Source organism: Pseudoalteromonas sp. 0802, from assembly GCF_013350085.1.
Taxonomy (GTDB): domain Bacteria; phylum Pseudomonadota; class Gammaproteobacteria; order Enterobacterales; family Alteromonadaceae; genus Pseudoalteromonas.
In genome coordinates this window covers 128,227-147,412 of the sequence record NZ_JABVXE010000006.1, presented here as the reverse complement: position 1 = coordinate 147,412, position 19,186 = coordinate 128,227, and the positions used below count along the sequence as shown (strand labels likewise).

Genomic DNA, 19,186 nt, shown 5'->3' with positions numbered 1-19,186 from the left:
ATGCCCTTTAAAGTTAATAATTATTTATTAGTTGATATAGATGATGAGTTTAGCCGTGCATTTGCTCAGCACTACTTTGCAAATGCCGAAAATTCGACTCTAGTTGTGGCTGGCGCTAATAGCCGCCATATGGTTAAACTCATGTTTGATCAACTCGTTAAGGATTATTGCTATTGCGATTTTAGTAATGAAATTAGTGTCTCAGAACTCGCCAGCTATTTACATGAACACCACGATATTCAAGGTGTACTGATTAATCACACCGACTATCAGCTGGCGAATGATGCACAAAAATTTATTTATAACTCACTTCACAAAATACGTTACTTAGTGCAACAAGATGGACATAGCTTTAGTTTTAAACCTTGCCCAGATGCTGCTCACATTAACCACCTTTCTTGCCAATCTGAGATTGCCGAAACCACTGCACATGATTTAAGTGCCAAAGACGAATTTAAATAACAAATAAATAATTGCACCTAAGCCGCTGTATACTTACCATATTGCTAAATTTATTGATAAGTGACAGCCATGCGAGTTCCACATATTTACCAACCTTCAGCGATTTCTTTAAACACCCCAGTAGCACTTGATGATGATGCAGCAGGTCATGTTGGCCGTGTATTGCGTATGCAAGTCGGTGATAAGGTTTCGATTTTTAATGGTGAAGGAGGTGAATACCTCAGTGAAATTATTGAAGTCAGCAAAAAAAGTGTCGTCGTTGTGCCACAGGAATTTGTTGATCATGATGTTGAATCGCCTTTAAAAATTCACTTGGGCCAAGGCATTTCTCGTGGCGATAAAATGGATTTCACTATTCAAAAATCTGTTGAACTGGGTATCACAGAAATCACCCCAATTTTTAGCCAACGTTGTGGCGTAAAACTAAGTGGTGACAGACTACAGAAAAAACATCAACAATGGCAAAAAATTGCAATTGCAGCCGCAGAACAATCAGGCCGTAATTTTGTGCCTGTTGTACACCCTCCTATCGATATAAAAGAGTGGCTAGAACAAGCAAGTGATGCGATTAAACTTACTTTGCACCCACGTGCTGAGCACAGTATTAAAACTATTCAAGTACCAAACGAAGGAGTGCGCTTTTTAGTCGGCCCAGAGGGTGGATTTACCGATGCAGAAATTGACATTGCTAAACAGCAAAACTTTGTTGATATTCGCTTAGGCCCACGTGTTCTGCGAACAGAAACAGCCGCTCTGACGGTATTGAGCGCTTTACAATTACAGTTTGGCGATTTAGCGAATTGAAAACCGTAAAAATACCCATATATCAAAGTAACAAAACATAGTATGGCATACGATTCTAAGGCAAAAATATGGCAATTAAGCTAGGCATAATCTCTGATCCAATTAGTGGCTTTAATATTAAAAAAGACACTGGCTTTGCAATGATGATGGAAGCGCAACAGCGCGGTTACGAAATTTACTACATGGAAATGGATGACCTTTCTCTACGTCAAGGTCAAGGCTTTGCAACAGCCGCCAAAGCCCGTGTGTTTGATGATGTAAATCACTGGTATGAATTAGAAGAAAAAGCCACCATTGCTTTAGCAGATTTAGACGTTATTTTAATGCGTAAAGATCCGCCTTTTGATACTGAGTACATCTACGCTACCTATATTTTAGAGCGTGCTGAGCAAGCTGGCACGCTTATAATCAATAAGCCGCAAAGCTTACGCGATGCTAACGAAAAGCTATTCACAGCTTGGTTTAGCGAACATACGCCAGATACTTTAGTAACACGTAGCAAAGCAGACATTCGTGCATTTTTAGCTGAGCATAAAGATATTATTTTAAAACCGCTAGATGGTATGGGTGGTGCATCTATCTTTAGAGTTAAAGAAGATGATGCCAATATTGGTGTGATCTGCGAAACGCTAACCGAACATGGTAGTCGTTTTGCAATGGCACAAAACTATATTCCTGAAATCAAGCAAGGCGATAAACGCGTACTTGTGGTTGATGGTGAAGTAATGCCGTATTGCCTAGCTCGTATCCCACAAAATGGCGAAACGCGCGGTAACTTGGCAGCAGGTGGTAGAGGTGAAGCACGCCCGATTAGCGATTCAGACCGTAAAATTGCAGAGGCTGTAGCACCTACGCTGAAAGAAAAAGGCCTTATTTTTGTTGGTCTAGATATCATTGGCGATCGTTTAACTGAAATCAATGTCACTGCGCCAACGTGTGTAAAAGAGATTGAAGCCGCTTATGACATTTCAATCACTGGTCACTTATTTGATGCCATTGAAAGAAAACTGAGCCATACTTAATTTAAACAACAAAAGGGGCGACCTATGCAGTCATTAGAGAATCATTTCTTAATCGCGATGCCGAGCATGCAAGACCCTTTTTTTAAGCGTGCAGTCACTTACATTTGTGAGCACAATCAAGATGGTGCGATGGGCTTGGTAATTAACCAGCCTATCAATATCACCGTGGGCGAGCTACTCGATAAAATCGAAATTGATAACGACAAAAGCAAGCAAGCTGCAGGTTTAGCTGTGTACGCAGGCGGACCTGTAAAAACCGATCGCGGATTTGTTTTGCACTCACCAAAACCAGGTTATGCAGCGAGTCAAAAACTTAGTAGTGATATTATGATCACCACTTCAAAAGATGTGTTAGCAAGCCTGACCACGAGTGAAGCACCTGAACAATTTATTATCACACTGGGTTATGCTGGTTGGGATCAAGGACAGCTAGAGCAAGAACTGCTAGAGAATTCATGGTTAATTATCAAAGCAGATCCTGAGATCATCTTTAACACACCCGTTGAAAAACGCTGGGAAAAAGCCGTTTCTATGCTGGGTTTTGATATCGGGCAATTAAGCTCTGAAGCTGGCCACGCCTAACATTTATAAATTTTAAGACTATGACAAAACGAACTTTTAAGCCACTCGGTGAACGCACCGTAATGGGTTTTGACTTTGGCACCAAAAGTATTGGTATTGCCATTGGTCAAGAACTCACTGGAACAGCATCAAGCTTACAAGCTGTAAAAGCGAGAGATGGGATCCCTGATTGGCAACTTATTAAAAAACAGGTGGATGAGTGGCAACCAGATTTAATGGTGGTTGGTTTACCGCTTAATATGGACGGCACCAATCAAGAAGTTACCTTTAAAGCTAAGAAGTTCGCAAATCGCTTACACAACCACTTTGCTATACCGGTTGAAACGCAGGACGAACGACTAACAACGGCAGATGCCAAAGCGCGTTTGTTCGAACAAGGTGGCTACCGAAACCTTGGTAAAGGTAATGTTGATAATATGTCTGCGGTGATCATCTTAGAAAGCTTTTTTGAGCAGTTTTATGGCGACTAAAGCGCCTTGTTAATCACCGTATAATCGTTTAAATCTGGAATAAAGCCTGCCTCTCGGTAGGCTTTTTCAATTGCGCCTGTTTTACGAAGCTGCGCAAGCCCTTTTTGAATTGCAACAAAGGCCGCTTTTCCATCGGGGTGACTCTTCGAAATAATAAAATGACGGCTATCATTAAGCTGGAGCACTAGGTTTGGCACAGCTACCAGTTCAATGTTTTCTAATGTATAGCGATTATTGAGGCTAGGCATTAAGGGCATCATCATAAAATCAACCCACTGCATCGATACAGTGCGGACTTGCCCAAGCCACTCATCTTCTCTGAGCAACTCTTTTAAGGGCAGAGCAGATAACGTTTGCCAATCGGTTTGCCAGCGTGGCGTTGACACTGCTGTTAATTGTTTAAAGTCAGCAAGCTGTTTTACTTGCTGCACTTTCTTATTGTTCGGTGAAGTGAATATACCTGCAAAATACTCACCATCTCTAATCACAGGATCAGAGATATATACCGACTCAACTAGCTGCTTTGCATCAACAGACCAAACACTATCGAAGCTTAATAGTAGCTGGCCATCTTCTAACAGCTTGGTATTGCGATAATTAACATTGCCTTTGTGATAACGAAATGGCTTGGTAAAACCGCCTAAACTCAATGCTTGTTGAGCTATGATCATATCGACCACATCACGGCGTATGTAGGCACCACTGAAGTCTTTAACTTCAAGAGGTTTGCGACCATTCAAAAAGCGACTGTAATCGTCATAAACATCATCGCGAATAAAAATAACCACGCTTTTATTATCATTGCCATATACCTGAAAGGTACTCAGCAATAAAAATAACCAACCGATTAAATTTACTCGCAAACACATTTATTCGTCACTCTTTCCATCAAGACCATCGATAGTCACGCCTTGTAAGAAGCCCGCACCACTTTGTTCATTGTTTTGCAGCTTAATCATTAGGCGTAAGTCATTTGGCGAGTCAGCATGGTGTAACGCATCAGCGTAGTTAATACGGCGCTGTTTATAAAGCTCAAATAAGGCTTGGTCAAAGGTCTGCATGCCCATTTCTTTCGATTTAGCCATGGTTTCTTTGATAGAGCCAATATCACCACGCTTGATGAGCTCTGCAACCATAGGTGAATTAAGCAAAATCTCGATAGCAGCAACACGCCCTTCCCCATCGGAAGTTGGCACCAACTGCTGAGCAACAATGGCGCGAAGGTTAAGTGCTAAGTCGTACTTTAACTTATCGTGCTTTTCTTTTGGTACTAAGTGCATGATACGGTCAATGGCTTGGTTGGCATTATTCGCATGCAGTGTCGCCACACACAAGTGACCAGTTTCGGCAAAGCTGAGTGCGTATTCCATGGTTTCTTGTGAACGGATCTCACCAATTAAGATCACATCAGGTGCTTGACGTAACGAGCTTTTCAGCGCTGATTCAAAGCTTTCAGTATCCAAACCAACTTCACGTTGGGTAATGATACTTTTACGATGCTCGTGAACAAATTCGATAGGATCTTCAATGGTAAGAATATGACCACGCTGATTGCGGTTACGATAACCTAAAAGCGCTGCAAGCGAGGTTGATTTACCCGTACCCGTACCACCCACAAACAGCACTAAACCACGTTTTGCCATAATCACGTCTGTTAATGTTGATGGCAAACCTAGTTCGTTGACATCTGGGATTTGCGTTACGATACGGCGAATAACCATACCCGCTCTATCACGCTGCCAAAAAGCAGAAACACGGAAACGGCCTTCATCAGTTGCAATTGCAAAGTTACACTCTTTACTGTCATGAAATTCTTTGCGCTGTTTGTCGTTCATTGCTGACTCGACCAAAGCAAGTGAATCCTCATCAGAGAGTTTTTCATCGCTTAAAGGTATTAATTCACCGTTTACTTTTGCACTGACAGGCAGCTGGCTCGAAACAAACAAGTCTGAGCCTTTTTTGTCGATCATAACTTGTAAAAAATGATTTAAAGGTAAAGACATTTTAAATAGCTCCGTTAACCACCAAATTGGGTTTTATCTTGCGCTTTAGCTCGCGCATCATTGGTTGTAATAATGCCGTAGTTAACTAAGTTTGCTAAACATTGATCCATGGTCTGCATACCATGCGATGCACCGGTTTGAATTGATGAATACATTTGTGCAATTTTATCTTCACGGATCAGATTCCGGATTGCAGGAATACCTATCATGATCTCGTGAGCTGCAACTCGGCCACCGCCCACTTTTTTAAGTAAAGTTTGCGAGATTACGGCACGTAATGATTCTGACAACATTGAACGTACCATGTCTTTTTCTTCACCTGGGAATACGTCAATGATACGGTCGATAGTTTTAGGTGCAGAGGTAGTATGCAAGGTACCAAACACCAAGTGACCTGTTTCTGCCGCAGTCATCGCTAAGCGAATTGTTTCAAGGTCACGCAGCTCACCCACTAAGATTACATCCGGATCTTCACGTAGTGCACTTCTAAGCGCATTAGAGAAGCTATGCGTATCACGGTGTACTTCACGCTGGTTAATAAGGCTCAGCTTATTCTCGTGTACGAATTCGATTGGATCTTCGATAGTTAAAATATGGTGATGCTTATTTTGGTTAATATAATCAACCATCGCCGCTAATGTGGTTGATTTACCAGAACCCGTTGGCCCGGTGACTAGCACCAAACCACGTGGATTATCGGAAATAGTTTTAAAAATATCAGGCGCACCTAAATCATCCAGCGTTAAAACATCACTTGGGATAGTACGAAACACCGCCGCAGGGCCACGGTTTGAATTAAATGCGTTAACACGAAAACGCGCAAGGTTTGGTACTTCGAAAGAAAAATCCACTTCGAGATTTTGTTCGTAGTCCTTACGCTGATTATCGTTCATAATATCGTATACCAGACTATTTACATCTTTTTGTTCTAATGCTGGAATATTAATACGACGCACATCACCATCAACACGTATCATAGGTGATACGCCTGATGACAAGTGTAAATCCGAGGCTTTGTGTTGCACACTAAAGGCCAATAATTCGGTAATATCCATTATGACTCCACAACCAACTGATAATTATATGGTTACAATAGCAGAACGACTTACATCCGCCTACGCAAGAATTGCTCAAGCTGCAAAAAATAATCACCGCGATGAGCAATCAATCAGCCTATTGGCTGTTTCAAAAACAAAACCTGCCGACGATATTATTGCTGCCTATGAGCATGGTCAACGCCAGTTTGGCGAATCATACGTTCAAGAAGCGGTAACAAAAGTTACAGCACTGGCAGATTATAAAGACATTGTTTGGCACTTTATCGGCCCTATTCAATCAAATAAAAGTGCCCAAGTAGCCACGCATTTTGATTGGGTACAAAGTGTTGACCGCACTAAAATTGCAAAACGTCTTAATGAGCAACGACCAGCCGACAAAGCCCCGCTCAATGTATTAATTCAAGTTAATATTAGTTTAGAAGAGGCTAAGTCAGGCTGCCACCCAGACGAGCTAATGGCATTGGCCGAATTCGTCAATCAATGTCCTAATTTATGCCTGCGCGGTGTGATGGCGATTCCTGCCAAAACCGACGATGCCCAGCTACAATTACAATATTTTGAGCAATTAAGCGCTTGCTTTGATAAACTAAAGGCCCAATATCCCCAAGTAGACACCTTGTCGATGGGTATGAGTAACGATGTTGAAGCGGCGATTGCAGCAGGTTCAACCATGGTACGCATTGGCACGGATATATTTGGCCAACGAAATTAAAAGGTGATAACAGACATATGTCAGACAAAAAAATCGCATTTATAGGCACGGGTAACATGAGCTACGCCATCATTGGCGGCATGGTAAAGAACGGTTTTGCAGCAAAAAACATCATTGCAACCAATCGCAACCAAGAAAAATTAGCTAAGGTTGCTGCTGATTTCGGGGTGCAAACTACCGCGGATAACAACGCGGCACTTCGCGATGCAGATGTGATTGTCTTATCTGTTAAACCACAAATGATGGGCGATCTTTGCCAATCATTCCAAGATTCAGGCGTTGATTTTAGCGACAAGCTATTTATTTCAGTAGCAGCAGGCCTTACCGTTAGCCGTTTACGTGAAATGCTAGGTCAAGATGTGAAAATGGTGCGTTGTATGCCTAATACACCATCATTACTAGGTCGTGGTGTTTCAGGTCTATATGGCGCTGGCGAAACTGCTGAAGAGCACGAGTTTGTACAACAAGTTTTTGAGTGTACAGGCATTGTTGTTTGGGTTGAGCAAGAGTCACAAATCAACGACATCATTGCTGTTACAGGCTCATCACCTGCTTACTTCTTCTTATTTATGGAAGCTATTGAAGAAAAAGCGAAAGCACTTGGCTTTAGTGATGAAGATGCACGCCGTTTAGTGCAACAAACCGCACTGGGTGCTGCCGAAATGGCTCTTTCGCAACCAGACATCAGTATTTCTCAGCTACGTGCAAACGTAACCTCTAAAGGGGGGACGACTCACGAAGCTGTTGAGCATCTTAAATCACAAGGTTTAGTCGGCACAGTTGCAGATGCAATGGATGCCTGTATTGCTCGCGCTGAAGCGATGGAAAAAGAACTTTAAGCTTACTTTTTGAAGGTAAAACTATGCAAGCCATGCACTTTTTAGTTGGGATTATTTTTGATCTCTTTTTAATGGTGGTCCTTTTACGCTTTTGGTTACAAGCGGCAAAAGCTGACTTTTACAACCCTATGAGCCAGTTTGTGGTGAAAGCCACTTCGTTCGCAGTGAACCCACTTCGTAAAATCATCCCAGGAGTGGGTGGCTTTGATATTGCCTCGTTAGTGCTTGCTTATTTAGTTGCTGTAGCAAAACTCAGTGTTATTTTTCTGATGTTTTATAACGCTTGGGCGCCAGGTCCGGTATTTATTCAAGCGTTAATTACGGTAGTTAAAGAAGGCCTAAACTTACTATTTTGGGTATTAATTATTCGTGCTTTACTAAGTTGGGTAAGCCAAGGCTACAACCCAATTGAGGCTGTATTCCACCAGCTAACTGAGCCGATGTTACGTCCCATTCGTAAGGTTATCCCACCACTAGGTGGTCTAGACCTATCAATCTTAGTGTTGATTATTGGTCTACAGTTTTTACAGTTTTTAGTAATGGATTTAATTGGCTAAGCGTTTAACGTTAAGCAGTAAGGGGCCGAAAGGCCTCTTTTGTTAAGTGAGATATACCATGAAGCAATTTATTTATTTTTCTTTGATTGTATTGAGTTTATTTACAACCTTTGCCAAAGCTGATGAACAAGCAGGCGCTCAGTACAAGGTTCTTGGCCCTTGGGAAGTTCATTACATTGCATTTCCATCAACTTTTATTCAGCCAAACATTGCTAAAAACTATGATTTAGAGCGTAGCCCTAGCAAAGGGATTATTAATATTTCGGTATTAAAAAACAGCGATAAAACTGCGCAGACTGCAACTTTAACTGGCACTGCACGTAACCTACTTGGTAATAAAAAACAGCTTACATTTAAAGAAGTTGTGGAAGGCGATGCGATTTATTACCTCGCGCAAATCGATTACAGCAACGAAGAAATTTACCGTTTTGATATCGAAATTAATCAAAATGGCAAAGTACAAACGCTGAAGTTTCAGCAAAAATTTTACGTAGATTAATAGACCTATGAACAACACCTTGGTTTTAGCCACGGGTAACCCTGGCAAAGTAAAAGAGCTGGCAAGTATGCTCAGCTCACTTAATATTAACGTGGTTCCACAAAGCGATTTTCAAGTGCCAGACGTGCCAGAAACAGGCACCACATTTGTTGAAAACGCCATTATTAAAGCGCGCCATGCAGCAAAGATCACAGGCATGCCTGCGATTGCTGATGACTCTGGCCTTGAAGTAGACGGTCTAAATGGTGCACCAGGTGTGTACTCTGCACGTTTTGCCGGAGCGGGTGCCAGCGATCAAGATAATATCGACAAGCTACTGAAAGAGCTTGCTGATAACCCAGTTCGCAGTGCGCGTTTTTGGTGTGTGTTAGTATTAATGCGCCACGCCGACGACCCTACACCACTTATTTGTAGTGCCAGTTGGGAAGGCGAAATCACCCATAGCCAAGATGGTCAAGGTGGTTTTGGTTATGATCCTGTTTTTTACGTACCGTCTGAGCAATGTACTAGCGCTCAGTTAACTAAAGAGCAAAAAAATGCCCTTAGCCATCGCGGCCAAGCTTTAAAACAACTACTTGCGCAATTGCAGCAAAAAGGCGGCCTGTGAGTTTACCGCCTTTAAGTTTATATGTGCACGTGCCTTGGTGCGTGCAAAAGTGCCCATACTGTGACTTTAATAGCCATGGCCAAAAAGGCACGATCCCCGAAAAAGAATACGTTCAGCATCTTATTGATGATCTCAAGGCCGATTTGCATTTAGTGCAAGGACGTAAAATCCACAGCATCTTTATTGGCGGCGGCACCCCAAGCTTATTAACCGGTGACGCTTATACTCGCCTACTTGGTGAAGTCGATAAATTAATTGGCCTAACTGATGACTGTGAAATTACCCTAGAGGCAAACCCTGGTACTGTCGAAACCGGTCGCTTTAAAGAATATGTTGCCGCTGGCATCAATCGTATTTCGATTGGTGTGCAAAGCATGCAAAATGACAAGCTAAAAGCCCTTGGCCGTATTCATGGTGCTGATGAAGCAAGTTATGCGGCTAAACAGGCGCATCAAGCGGGGCTAAACAGTTTTAACCTTGATTTAATGCATGGCTTACCTGGGCAATCTGTTGCAGACGCCTTGGGTGACCTTGAAAAAATTATCGCCCTTAATCCACCTCATATCTCGTGGTATCAACTAACCATTGAGCCAAATACTCAGTTTGCTTCTAAACCACCGACCTTACCTCATGACGACACCCTTTGGGATATTCAAGAACAAGGTCAAGCGTTACTCGCAGCAGCAGGTTATGAGCAATACGAGATCTCAGGCTACGCGAAGCCCGGTTACCAATGCCGTCATAACTTGAATTATTGGCGATTTGGCGATTATCTCGGTATCGGCTGCGGTGCCCATGGTAAAATTACTGATGAAAATAAAGTCATCACCCGTACGGTGAAAGTAAAACACCCTCGAGGTTATATGGATCTTGCCAAACCGTATTTATACGAACAATGGCAAGTAGCAGAAGACGACTTAGCTTTTGAATTCTTTATGAATCGTTTTCGTTTAGTCGAACCCTGCCCCAAAGCTGATTTACCTTTGCTTACAAGTTTGTCACTGCAAAGTCAGGAACAAGCCTTGACTGATGCAATTGCAAAAGGCTTACTAATTGATGATAAAGATAACTGGCAGGTAAGCCAAAAAGGCCACCGCTTTTTAAATGACCTGCTAGAATTATTCGTTTAAGAATTATAATTAAATTTCTAACAACTACAAAGGAACGATAATGCGTAAACTGACCTTCATCGCTGCGGCGGTAAGTGTTGCATTACTTGGCGGCTGCCAACAAATGCAAGAGCAACCGAAGCCTGCACCAAGTGTACAAAGCCAACCTGTACAAAGTGAAATCGATAAAGCTAATGCCTTCTTCGAAGATACTTTTAACCGTGATGTAATGAAAAGCCCGATCTATCAAACATACATGGGCATCAAAAAAGATTACGACAAATGGGACGATGGCAGCGAAGAGCGCGTTTTAGAAGACTTTGAACAAACTAAAGCTGACCTAGTTGCGCTTAACGCAATTAACCGCGACCTATTAGATGACGCAACAAAAGTAAGCTACGACCTTAAAAAGCAAGATTTAGAAAACGAAATTGCTGATTTCAAATGGCGTCATTACAACTACCCTGTGAACCAAATGTTTGGTGTTCACTCGATGATCCCTGCGTTTTTAATCAACCAACATCAAATTGCCGATGTATCTGATGCTAAAGCGTATATCTCACGTTTAAATGGTGTTACAACGGTTATTGATCAGCTAATCACAGACCTTGAAGTACGTGCAGATAAAGGCATTATCGCGCCTAAGTTTGTTTTTCCACACGTGATTGATTCAAGCAAGAATATCTTACGCGGCGCCCCATTCCATGACGGTGAAGACTCAACGTTACTAGCTGACTTTAAACGTAAAGTTAATGCGTTAGAGATTGCCGATAGCGAAAAATCAGCACTTATCAGCGATGCTGAAAAAGCCCTAAAAGCAGCAGTAAAGCCTTCTTACACTAAGCTAATTAACTTCTTAGCTCAGTTAGAAAAACGCGCTGATGACCGCGATGGTGCTTGGAAATTCCCTGACGGTGAAGCGTTCTACAATAATGCTTTAGCACGTACCACAACGACTGATTTAACAGCAAAAGAAATCCACACAATTGGTTTAGCTGAAGTCGCGCGTATTCACGACGAAATGCGTGAGATTAAGGACAAAGTAGGCTTTAAAGGTGACCTTAAAGCATTCATGCAATTCATGAAAACTGATAAGCAGTTCTACTACCCTAACACCGCTGAAGGTAAACAACGTTACCTTGATGAGGCAACAGCGCTTATCGATAACATGAAATCTCGTCTAGACGAGCTATTCATTGTTAAGCCAAAAGCTGACCTTAAAGTTAAAGCTGTTGAAGCATTCCGCGAAAAAGCAGCAGGTAAAGCGTTCTACCAACAACCTGCACCAGATGGCTCACGCCCAGGCATTTATTACGCAAACCTTTACGACATGGAAGCAATGCCAACATACCAAATGGAAGCACTTGCGTACCACGAAGGTATTCCGGGTCACCACATGCAAATTGCTATCGCGCAAGAACTTGAAGATGTACCTAAGTTCCGTAAGTTTGGCGGCTACACAGCGTATGTTGAAGGCTGGGGTTTATACTCAGAGCTAGTACCAAAAGAAATGGGCTTATACGAAGACCCATATTCAGATTTTGGTCGTCTTGCGATGGAATTATGGCGTGCATGTCGCCTAGTAGTAGATACAGGTATCCACGCTATGAAGTGGACACGTCAAGAAGGTATCGACTACTACGTAAATAACACACCAAATGCGACGTCTGATGGCGTTAAAATGGTTGAGCGTCACATTGTAATGCCTTCACAAGCAACGGCATACAAAGTGGGCATGCTGAAAATTTTAGAGCTTCGTGAAGCGGCTAAAGAAAAACTAGGCGATAAATTCGATATTCGTGAATTCCACGATGTAGTACTTAAAAATGGTGCAGTACCGTTAAATGTACTAGAGAAGTTTGTTGACCAATGGGTTGCTAAGAAACAAGCAGCTTAACCAATAAAGACTTGAAAAAGGCCGCTCAGCGGCCTTTTTTATTTATTTAAACAAGTAGTTGAGCTATAAATGTATAAATAATAAAAAACGAGTATTTCCATGCAAAGCGCGATTGAGCAATTGAACAGCCGACTTCAACATCATCAGTTAAAAGAACTCATTGCCGATTACCAAAGTTTATCGGGAGTTTTGCAAGCGGCACAATTACAGCACATTTATCAATTAGCTTGCAGTAGTGAAGTTAAATACTTGTTTTTACAAAATGTGGCAGCGCATTTACTCGAAGCATACCCGCTGCCAAGTGAAGCTGTAGCCTTAATTGATGATATCGATAAACTGAGCTTTTTCACGCCTGGTCTTAAGTTTCAAAATGCTTTTTGTGTAACAGACAATCAGGGCAATACCTTACTACATCATTTATTTACGCAATGTCAGGCTTATAACCTACCCTTTAATTACTTGCGTTCGTTAATGTTATTTGAAAGCAACGAAAGCTTAGGCAAAGCGTTAAAAACATTAAATAAACAGCAGCTCACTCCTATTGGTTGCTTTATAGCGCAAAATAGTACGACCCAAATGCTAGCCAAACATGAGTTCTCTGCGTTATTAGCTATGATGGAAGTCGACCAAAGCCATAGCCCTAGCGCAGTCAGCGCCTTAATACATACCCTTAAGCAATTTTATGTTGCCAATCAACCAACGAGTAGCGACAGTAAAGTTCTACTGTGCGCGGCCTATTTGCAAGTGCCAACAGCGCAGTTACTAAACGCGCTCAATCAATAACTCCATGAATAAGGATGTTGTTAAAGCGTTTTTATCGCTCAGCAGTTTTACAGCCCTTAATCACGGTAGCCGTATTGTGCTTACCTTATGCCTTGCAAGGATATTAAGTACTGATGAGTTTGGTACTTTCGCGGCGTTACTCGCACTGTGTGAAATTCTGTTATTACCCGCGAGTATGGGGTTTGCATCGTCTTTAATGCGTATTAGCTACCCGCTCTACAAAGCCCAGCAACATGATTTACTACGTGGCTTAAAACATGTTTATTTAGCGGCATCTTGTTTATTCGGAGTGATTTTTGTCGCCGCTGTGGTGATTAGCTTTCAGGCTATTTCACCGCACCAAAGCGCTCAAGAGCATGTGGTCTATTTACTGTTACTGGTGCCGATTGGCGCCATTATGCAAAGCCAATCGGCTTTTTTAGTGGCTTTGAATAAACCAAAAATTGGCCTGATAACGCAGCAGTGTATTTTTGAATTGCTAACCGCGGGGTTTTGCTTTTTCGTGTACTTGATACGTGGCGATTTATCTTTAGTCGAGATTTGTATCTTGTTGTTTTGTAGCATCTTGTGCGTAGTCATTTATCAATATTGGTTAATCAAAAAAATGCTCGTCGCAAGCACTGCCCGCTACCAAACCAAGCAATGGTGTAAAGACTCCTTAATCATGCTCGCCAGTGGCGCAGGCACCGTATTAGTAGCAAAACTCGATGTATTACTGGTGCATCACTGGTTTGGCGCACAAGGCGTGAGTATCTTCTTTCCTGCGGTAGTGATCGCCGGGTTACTAACGATTTTAGGCAATGCGGCCAACCAATATTTAAAACCCATTTTAATGGCCGATGAAACGACCGAGCAGCAACTTAGCGAGTTAATGAAAGTGGTATGGCGCTTTAACTTTGCCGCTATCTTGCTACTCGCCTTGCTCGCAAAACCACTACTCAGCCTCTATGGCGAAAGCCAATTACAAGAAGGGTTTTGGATTTTAATGCTACTGTTACTCGGGCAATTGTTACTACCAGCGAGAATTTTAGCTAGTAGTATGATCAAATTAAAAGGCAACCCACTCATCAACTTGTACGTATTACTAGGCGCAACCAGTGTCACCGTATTGATGGCTATAATTTTAAAGGATCAGTTTGGCTTATTGGGGGTGGCTGTGGCATTTAGTGGTGGCTTTATGCTTGGTGCGCTTTGCCGCATGGTGATTGTATGCACACGCATGCGGCTGCCTTTATCTGTGGTATTGGGTTTAGTCAGATAGATAATATTCAACACTGGTAACAACACGCACTTTTTTCAGCTGAGGTGTGTTTGAATCTCTATCAGAAATTGAAAACTGCCCCTGACGCGCTGTTTTAATTTTACCTAATTTAGACTGTGAATCTTTGGCAAATTTCATTGCCACTTCACGGGCTTTTTCGGTTGCTTCTTGAATCATATTTGGCTTAATTTCATTTAAGCCATTAAATAAATATTGAATACGCGTTTCGTAATTGTCTTGTACTATCGCAATGCCTTGCTTGGCTAATTGGCTTACTGCGCCTAACGCATGTTGCACTTTTTCGATGTCATTTGAATAAACAATGACATTATTACGGGCAATATAACGAAACTGTTGATTCTCCCCGCCATACTCACGGGCTTGTTTATCAATAATTGACTGACTACCAAGGCTGATTTCTTCATCACTAAAACCATGTAGCTTTAAAAAGGCAACGACTGCATCGCTTTTTTCTTCAACCCGCCCCACTAATTTTTCAAGGTTGTTATCGGCATCAGAAAACTGTAACGGCCAAATTACGGTGTCGGCTGGCACTTCCATTTCAGCTAACCCTTTAACGTGAACAGTGCGCTCCATGCCTTTCACATCAAGGGCTGCACTTTTCAAAATAAAACCTAATCCAAGCAAACCAACCGCCAATGCACACGCTGCAATAACGATATTAAATGGTTGCGCTTTATTCATGCTTTTCTCCTTGATGTAGGTCACTGTTTTTGACTCGAAAAGTAGTTATAAACAGGTTATCTTATGAGTATAACTTTTAATACTTTAGAAGCGTGTCAGTTCTAGTTTGGGTGTATTAAACTTAACAGACCCTGAAGTTTTAACAAACAGCGCAAGCGAAGGAAACAGCATGAGCGTTAAACGTATTAGCCAATTTTTTAACCCTAAATCAGTCGCGGTCATTGGCGCCTCAAATTCTCCTAACCGAGCGGGGTTTGTGGTTATGCGCAACCTTTTACAAGGGGGCTTTAAAGGCCCAATCATGCCTGTTAGTTTAAATCACAGCGCAGTACACGGCGTACTAGCCTATCCGAGCATTGCTGCACTTCCAAAAGTACCTGATCTTGCAGTTATTTGTACTAATAAAAACACCTTAATCAACATCATTAATGAGCTTGGGGAGCTTGGCTGTAAACATGCAGTGGTGATTGCAGCCGGCTTAAACGCCGACCAAAAGCACGCATTAAAAGAAGCAGCTGCTGAGGCAAATGTCTCTTTACTTGGTCCTAATTGCTTGGGCTTACTTATTCCTCACATTGGCTTAAATGCTAGTTTTTCGCATACCGTTGCAAGCCCCGGAAAGCTCGCCTTTGTATCGCAATCAGCGGCGGTTTGCTCAACGATTCTTGATTGGGCGAAGAACAAAGAGATTGGTTTTTCATATTTTGTGTCTGTGGGTGATTGCCTTGATATCGACTTTGATGAATTACTCGACTTTTTAGGTCGAGATGCAAAAACCAAGGCTATTTTGTTGTATATCGATAATATAGAAGATATTCGCAGCTTTATTTCTGCAGCGCGAGCCGCTGCATTTAGCAAACCCGTCATTGCCATTAAAACCGGTAAAACCAGTGCCGGAGCCCTTGCTGCAGAAATACACACTGGTGGCAAACAAAGCTCTGATGCGGTCTATGATGCGCTATTCCAGCGAGCGGGTATGCTAAGGGTAAATGACTTACGAGAGCTTTTTGCTGCGACACAAACACTGGCAATGCACCCCAAACTACTTAAAGTCGAACAGCTGACTATTTTAACCAATGGCGGCGGCCCAGGTGTAATGGCGGTTGATACGCTTTTGCAAAGCTCAGGGAAACTGGCAGAGCTTAGCGACGAGACCAGAGCAGCGCTGAATAAAGTGATCCCACAATCAGAAATGACCTCGAATCCGGTGGATATTTTTGGTGACTCAGCACCGAGGCGATATCAACAAGCCTTAGAAATCTTGCTGCAAGCCAAAGAAGTTAAAAACCTGCTGATCATTCATACCCCTTCTGCGCTTGCACCGAGTGAAGACTATGCTGAGATTATTGTCGAAACCTTAGAAAAAATCCCGAAGATGGCTCGCCCTTATGTTATGACAAACTTTATGGGTGAAGATGCCGCGTATGCTGCGCGAAAGGTCTGCGCTAATAATGCCATTCCGACCTACCGTACACCTGAAGGTGCGGTTGGTGCGTTTATGCACTTGGTAAGTTATCGCCGTAACCAAAAGCATTTAACGCAAACGCCAGAATCAAACACCGATGATGCAAAAATAAATAAAGACGCAGCACGCAATGTCGTAAATGAGTTTTTAGCCGAAGAGCAAAGCTATTTATCAACCCATGAAGCAAGCCAAATACTCACTCATTATGGTATTGATTGTATTCAAACTGAGGTTGCTTACACACCAACAGAAGCCAAAGAACAAGCCATTGAACTAGGCTTTCCGGTAGCGTTAAAACTAATTAGCCCAAGTATTCCTTCTAAATCAGAAGTCGGTGGTGTGGTCCTTAATTTAAATGATGCACAAGAAGTTGAGCAAACAGCCTTTGCCATGCTGCTACGAATCAAAAACACCTACCCTGACGCCCATATTGAAGGCTTTTCATTGCAGAAGATGGCGCCGCGAGCAGGTGCTAATGAGCTACGAATCGCTATTAAAACAGAGCCGAACTTTGGCCCAGTGATCTTACTGGGTGAAGCAGGCACCGGACTTGAATTCGCTCAAGCTGCAGTGGCATTACCACCACTGAATATGAACTTGGCAAAATACCTGATTGCTGCGGCGCACGATAAAGGCGTACTTAAAGACCGCGTGCTACCAGAAAAGGTCGATAAATACCGTTTATGCGCCCTACTCACTCGTATCTCGCAGCTTGTTATCGATCAACCTGATATCACCAGTGTTGAATTAAACCCTATTTTAGCCAGCAACGGGCAGTTTTTGGTCCTTGATGCGACTATCGGCCTTAGCCGTTACAAAGCAAAAGCGAATCGTAAACGCTTGTGTATTCGCCCCTACCCGATTGAATTGGTTAAAGAAGTAACCCTTAAAAACAATACCCAAGCACAGCTAAGGCCAATTAAACCAGAAGATGAGCAAGCTCACTTAGAGTTTGATCAATCATTAAGTAAAGAAGACAGATATAAGCGTTTTTTCGGTGAATTACCGCAATTTAACCATGATCAGCTCGCGAAAATGACGCAAATTGATTATGACCGAGAAATGGCGTTTATTGTTAGCCAAGAGCAAAATGGCTCAGCCTGTACATTAGGGGTGTCTCGTGTACTTATGGACCCAGACAAACTCGATGCTGAGTTTGCAATTGTGGTGCGCTCTGATTGCCAAGGTTTAGGGCTTGGCACAATATTAATGAATGCGGCGATTGAGCATTGCAAGAACCAAGGCGTAAAACAAATTGCTGGTATTACCTTGCCAGAAAACACTGGCATGATTGAACTGGCACGAAAACTCGGGTTTAAGATCACCCGCGACTTTGAAGAAGGCAGCATTAATATGGTGCTAAAACTTAACTAAAACTGGATCATTATTTTGCATCGTTTAAGAAATTACACTGCACGAGTTTTTGAAGGTAACGGTAAATATCGACGTATAGGACGCGCTCTCGACGTATTTTTAATGTCGCTGATCATGGTCAATGTGGTGGCGATTGTGCTGGAGTCGGTTGGCCCTTTAGCAAAGCAATATCATCACGAATTTTTAATGATTGAGCTGATTTCTGTCGGTATCTTCACCTTAGAATATGTGCTCAGGCTTTGGTCTTGTGTAGATAAAAGCGTGCATAAAGAAAGCCCGTTAACAAATTCAAAAATTCGTATTAAATATTTCTTTTCGCCGTTGGCGCTAATTGATCTTATCGCGATTTTACCTACCATTCTGATGGTCTTTGTGAGTGTTGATTTGCGCTTCTTACGAGTGCTTAGGTTAATGCGTATCTTTAAGCTGACACGCTATTCAAGGGCGATGCAGCTATTATTAAACTCGTTCAAAGAAGAAAGTAGTTCACTACTTGCGGCATTTTTTATTATGGCCGTAGTGCTGATCATTGCTTCATGCGGTATTTACTTAATTGAACACGATGTACAGCCAGATAAATTTGGCTCTATCCCTGCAGCAATGTGGTGGGCAATGGTGACATTAACAACTGTTGGTTATGGCGATGTCGTTCCTGTGACTCCCCTTGGTCGCTTATTTGGTGGTGCCATCACACTAGTGAGTATGGGTATGGTGGCTATTCCAACCGGTTTGTTGGCCTCAAGCTTTTCTGAGCAGTTACGTAAACGCAGACAAGTGTTTACCGATGCAGTCCACGAAGCCGTTGAAGATGGGCACTTATCACCTGTTGAAGAAGAACACTTAGAAAACTTACGGTATAAACTGGGTTTAAGTCAGCAAGAGGCGAATAAAGCGATTCATAACGAACTTAAAAACCGCAATCGCAATCTGTATTGCCGCCACTGTGGTAAACGCCAAGATTAACATAAAGGGTAAAG

20 protein-coding genes and 1 pseudogene are annotated in these 19,186 nt (G+C 42.4%); 16 read left to right on the top strand and 5 right to left on the bottom strand.

Translation table 11 applies throughout. From position 1 onward, the window contains the following. The 5 genes from HUS61_RS12505 to ruvX all read left to right on the top strand — a co-directional run bounded on the left by HUS61_RS12505 (position 1) and on the right by ruvX (position 3,340). The gene (locus HUS61_RS12505; protein ID WP_175082579.1) at positions 1 to 462 is read left to right on the top strand and encodes a hypothetical protein; all 462 of its coding nucleotides are present in this window, start codon (positions 1 to 3) and stop codon (positions 460 to 462) included. Positions 463 to 531: 69 nt separating this feature from the next. Further along, positions 532 to 1,266, top strand: coding sequence for a 16S rRNA (uracil(1498)-N(3))-methyltransferase (gene rsmE / locus HUS61_RS12500; RefSeq protein ID WP_175082578.1), 735 nt, complete (start codon positions 532 to 534; stop codon positions 1,264 to 1,266). A gap of 68 nt (positions 1,267 to 1,334) precedes the next feature. Then, entirely contained in the window at positions 1,335 to 2,288 is a 954-nt protein-coding gene (gene gshB, locus HUS61_RS12495; RefSeq protein ID WP_175082577.1) for a glutathione synthase, read from the top strand. Between the two features lie 24 nt (positions 2,289 to 2,312). After that, complete coding sequence (locus HUS61_RS12490) at positions 2,313 to 2,870, top strand: YqgE/AlgH family protein (RefSeq protein WP_054562737.1); 558 nt, start codon at positions 2,313 to 2,315, stop codon at positions 2,868 to 2,870. A 20-nt stretch (positions 2,871 to 2,890) separates the two neighbouring features. After that, on the top strand, positions 2,891 to 3,340 hold the full coding sequence (gene ruvX / locus HUS61_RS12485; RefSeq protein WP_054562738.1) for a Holliday junction resolvase RuvX: 450 nt from the start codon (positions 2,891 to 2,893) through the stop codon (positions 3,338 to 3,340). Here ruvX and HUS61_RS12480 read toward each other — a convergent pair. The 3 genes from HUS61_RS12480 to HUS61_RS12470 are packed head-to-tail and all read right to left on the bottom strand — an operon-like array spanning position 3,337 to position 6,398. Continuing rightward, entirely contained in the window at positions 3,337 to 4,209 is an 873-nt protein-coding gene (locus HUS61_RS12480) for a hypothetical protein (protein WP_258535995.1), read from the bottom strand. The two genes, ruvX and HUS61_RS12480, sit on opposite strands and share 4 nt — an antisense overlap. Then, on the bottom strand, positions 4,210 to 5,343 hold the full coding sequence (locus HUS61_RS12475; RefSeq protein ID WP_054562739.1) for a PilT/PilU family type 4a pilus ATPase: 1,134 nt from the start codon (positions 5,341 to 5,343) through the stop codon (positions 4,210 to 4,212). A 14-nt stretch (positions 5,344 to 5,357) separates the two neighbouring features. Further along, the gene (locus HUS61_RS12470; RefSeq protein ID WP_054562740.1) at positions 5,358 to 6,398 is read right to left on the bottom strand and encodes a type IV pilus twitching motility protein PilT; all 1,041 of its coding nucleotides are present in this window, start codon (positions 6,396 to 6,398) and stop codon (positions 5,358 to 5,360) included. A 1-nt stretch (position 6,399) separates the two neighbouring features. On the opposite strand from HUS61_RS12470, the gene HUS61_RS12465 reads away from it, so the two are divergent. The 3 genes from HUS61_RS12465 to HUS61_RS12455 are packed head-to-tail and all read left to right on the top strand — an operon-like array spanning position 6,400 to position 8,509. Beyond that, a complete protein-coding gene (locus HUS61_RS12465; RefSeq protein ID WP_175078648.1) occupies positions 6,400 to 7,113 on the top strand; it encodes a YggS family pyridoxal phosphate-dependent enzyme in 714 nt (237 codons plus the stop codon). A gap of 17 nt (positions 7,114 to 7,130) precedes the next feature. Then, the gene (proC, locus tag HUS61_RS12460) at positions 7,131 to 7,952 is read left to right on the top strand and encodes a pyrroline-5-carboxylate reductase (protein ID WP_062566131.1); all 822 of its coding nucleotides are present in this window, start codon (positions 7,131 to 7,133) and stop codon (positions 7,950 to 7,952) included. 23 nt (positions 7,953 to 7,975) lie between these two features. Beyond that, a complete protein-coding gene (locus tag HUS61_RS12455) occupies positions 7,976 to 8,509 on the top strand; it encodes a YggT family protein (protein ID WP_054562743.1) in 534 nt (177 codons plus the stop codon). A gap of 97 nt (positions 8,510 to 8,606) precedes the next feature. On the opposite strand, the gene HUS61_RS21910 is transcribed toward HUS61_RS12455, so the two are convergent. Continuing rightward, positions 8,607 to 8,681, bottom strand: coding sequence for a hypothetical protein (locus tag HUS61_RS21910; protein ID WP_353956784.1), 75 nt, complete (start codon positions 8,679 to 8,681; stop codon positions 8,607 to 8,609). Between HUS61_RS21910 and HUS61_RS12450 the strand changes: the two are divergent. The 6 genes and pseudogenes from HUS61_RS12450 to HUS61_RS12425 all read left to right on the top strand — a co-directional run. Continuing rightward, positions 8,667 to 9,008 (top strand): annotated as a pseudogene (locus HUS61_RS12450) (DUF4426 domain-containing protein); the annotation flags it as partial. The gene HUS61_RS21910 and the pseudogene HUS61_RS12450 sit on opposite strands and share 15 nt — an antisense overlap. A 7-nt stretch (positions 9,009 to 9,015) precedes the next feature. Continuing rightward, on the top strand, positions 9,016 to 9,615 hold the full coding sequence (locus HUS61_RS12445; RefSeq protein WP_175078650.1) for an XTP/dITP diphosphatase: 600 nt from the start codon (positions 9,016 to 9,018) through the stop codon (positions 9,613 to 9,615). After that, entirely contained in the window at positions 9,612 to 10,745 is a 1,134-nt protein-coding gene (gene hemW, locus HUS61_RS12440) for a radical SAM family heme chaperone HemW (RefSeq protein WP_175082576.1), read from the top strand. Before HUS61_RS12445 ends, hemW begins: the two co-directional genes overlap by 4 nt. Before the next feature lie 40 nt (positions 10,746 to 10,785). After that, positions 10,786 to 12,621: a DUF885 family protein gene (locus tag HUS61_RS12435; RefSeq protein ID WP_175082575.1), complete on the top strand. Its 1,836-nt coding sequence runs from the start codon at positions 10,786 to 10,788 to the stop codon at positions 12,619 to 12,621. Positions 12,622 to 12,720: 99 nt separating this feature from the next. Then, a complete protein-coding gene (locus HUS61_RS12430) occupies positions 12,721 to 13,404 on the top strand; it encodes a hypothetical protein (RefSeq protein ID WP_175082574.1) in 684 nt (227 codons plus the stop codon). Between the two features lie 4 nt (positions 13,405 to 13,408). Beyond that, entirely contained in the window at positions 13,409 to 14,665 is a 1,257-nt protein-coding gene (locus HUS61_RS12425) for a lipopolysaccharide biosynthesis protein (RefSeq protein WP_175082573.1), read from the top strand. Here the strand turns inward: HUS61_RS12425 and HUS61_RS12420 are convergent. Next, on the bottom strand, positions 14,654 to 15,370 hold the full coding sequence (locus tag HUS61_RS12420) for an SIMPL domain-containing protein (protein ID WP_054562750.1): 717 nt from the start codon (positions 15,368 to 15,370) through the stop codon (positions 14,654 to 14,656). The two genes, HUS61_RS12425 and HUS61_RS12420, sit on opposite strands and share 12 nt — an antisense overlap. Before the next feature lie 169 nt (positions 15,371 to 15,539). Between HUS61_RS12420 and HUS61_RS12415 the strand changes: the two genes are divergently transcribed. Both HUS61_RS12415 and HUS61_RS12410 read left to right on the top strand, forming a co-directional pair. Then, complete coding sequence (locus HUS61_RS12415; RefSeq protein ID WP_175082572.1) at positions 15,540 to 18,209, top strand: bifunctional acetate--CoA ligase family protein/GNAT family N-acetyltransferase; 2,670 nt, start codon at positions 15,540 to 15,542, stop codon at positions 18,207 to 18,209. Between the two features lie 9 nt (positions 18,210 to 18,218). Beyond that, positions 18,219 to 19,172, top strand: coding sequence for an ion transporter (locus tag HUS61_RS12410; RefSeq protein ID WP_282658909.1), 954 nt, complete (start codon positions 18,219 to 18,221; stop codon positions 19,170 to 19,172). The last annotated feature ends 14 nt before the right edge of the window (positions 19,173 to 19,186 follow it).

Excerpts from the sequence above, each read along its gene's own strand:
- HUS61_RS12430 (WP_175082574.1), top strand. The coding sequence starts at position 12,721 with ATGCAAAGCGCGATTGAGCAATTGAACAGCCGACTTCAACATCATCAG.
- HUS61_RS12445 (WP_175078650.1), top strand. The coding sequence starts at position 9,016 with ATGAACAACACCTTGGTTTTAGCCACGGGTAACCCTGGCAAAGTAAAA.
- HUS61_RS12420 (WP_054562750.1), bottom strand. The coding sequence starts at position 15,370 with ATGAATAAAGCGCAACCATTTAATATCGTTATTGCAGCGTGTGCATTG.
- HUS61_RS12480 (WP_258535995.1), bottom strand. The coding sequence starts at position 4,209 with ATGTGTTTGCGAGTAAATTTAATCGGTTGGTTATTTTTATTGCTGAGT.
- ruvX (WP_054562738.1), top strand. The coding sequence starts at position 2,891 with ATGACAAAACGAACTTTTAAGCCACTCGGTGAACGCACCGTAATGGGT.
- HUS61_RS12475 (WP_054562739.1), bottom strand. The coding sequence starts at position 5,343 with ATGTCTTTACCTTTAAATCATTTTTTACAAGTTATGATCGACAAAAAA.
- proC (WP_062566131.1), top strand. The coding sequence starts at position 7,131 with ATGTCAGACAAAAAAATCGCATTTATAGGCACGGGTAACATGAGCTAC.
- HUS61_RS12470 (WP_054562740.1), bottom strand. The coding sequence starts at position 6,398 with ATGGATATTACCGAATTATTGGCCTTTAGTGTGCAACACAAAGCCTCG.
- HUS61_RS12490 (WP_054562737.1), top strand. The coding sequence starts at position 2,313 with ATGCAGTCATTAGAGAATCATTTCTTAATCGCGATGCCGAGCATGCAA.
- HUS61_RS12415 (WP_175082572.1), top strand. The coding sequence starts at position 15,540 with ATGAGCGTTAAACGTATTAGCCAATTTTTTAACCCTAAATCAGTCGCG.
- HUS61_RS12465 (WP_175078648.1), top strand. The coding sequence starts at position 6,400 with ATGACTCCACAACCAACTGATAATTATATGGTTACAATAGCAGAACGA.
- HUS61_RS12435 (WP_175082575.1), top strand. The coding sequence starts at position 10,786 with ATGCGTAAACTGACCTTCATCGCTGCGGCGGTAAGTGTTGCATTACTT.
- HUS61_RS12425 (WP_175082573.1), top strand. The coding sequence starts at position 13,409 with ATGAATAAGGATGTTGTTAAAGCGTTTTTATCGCTCAGCAGTTTTACA.
- HUS61_RS12455 (WP_054562743.1), top strand. The coding sequence starts at position 7,976 with ATGCAAGCCATGCACTTTTTAGTTGGGATTATTTTTGATCTCTTTTTA.
- rsmE (WP_175082578.1), top strand. The coding sequence starts at position 532 with ATGCGAGTTCCACATATTTACCAACCTTCAGCGATTTCTTTAAACACC.
- gshB (WP_175082577.1), top strand. The coding sequence starts at position 1,335 with ATGGCAATTAAGCTAGGCATAATCTCTGATCCAATTAGTGGCTTTAAT.
- HUS61_RS12505 (WP_175082579.1), top strand. The coding sequence starts at position 1 with ATGCCCTTTAAAGTTAATAATTATTTATTAGTTGATATAGATGATGAG.